General features: G+C 51.6%; 1 pseudogene. It reads left to right on the top strand.

Annotation, left to right across the window (positions count from 1 at the left end):
• Positions 1-649: pseudogene (locus R8N49_RS27910) on the top strand (aldehyde dehydrogenase (NADP(+))); the annotation flags it as partial.

The following is a 649-nucleotide window of genomic DNA, read 5'->3' as shown; positions in this document are numbered from 1 at the left end:
ATGAAAAACAACGCCTCACTTGCAGAGCAGTTTGTCGCATCAATGACCATGGGTTGCGGCCAGTTTTGTACAAAACCGGGAGTAGTGTTCGCGTTGAATACTCCAGAAACACAAGCCTTTATCGAAACCGCTCAGGCTTTGATTCGTCAACAGTCCCCTTCTACGCTTCTCACTCAAGGTATCCGAGAAACCTATGAGAACGAAGTCGTAAAGCGAGCCGCTGATCAGGGTATTAACGTGACTTACTCTCAGGCTGACTCTCCAAATGTCGCCTCTGCGCTGTTTGTCACCGACAGCCAAAACTGGCGCACAAACCCAAAATGGGAAGAAGAGATTTTCGGCCCTCAATCAGTGATTGTTATCTGTAAGGACTTCGAGGACTTACTCGATCTAAGTGAAACACTGAGCGGCACGCTCACCGCTACCATCCACGCGACTGAAGCAGATTCATCACTCGCTGAGCAGTTGATTCCATGCCTGGAAGAAATTGCCGGACGCCTGGTGTTCAATGGCTGGCCAACTGGCGTAGAGGTTGGTTATGCGATGGTTCATGGTGGGCCGTATCCTGCGTCGACCCATGCGGCATCAACCTCTGTCGGAGCAGAGGCCATTCACCGTTGGTTACGCCCGGTCGCTTACCAAGCGTTGC

The organism is Vibrio sp. 1978 (assembly GCF_033344345.1).
The sequence above is the reverse complement of the archived record's forward strand: the minus strand, read 5'-3'. Positions and strand labels throughout refer to the sequence as shown.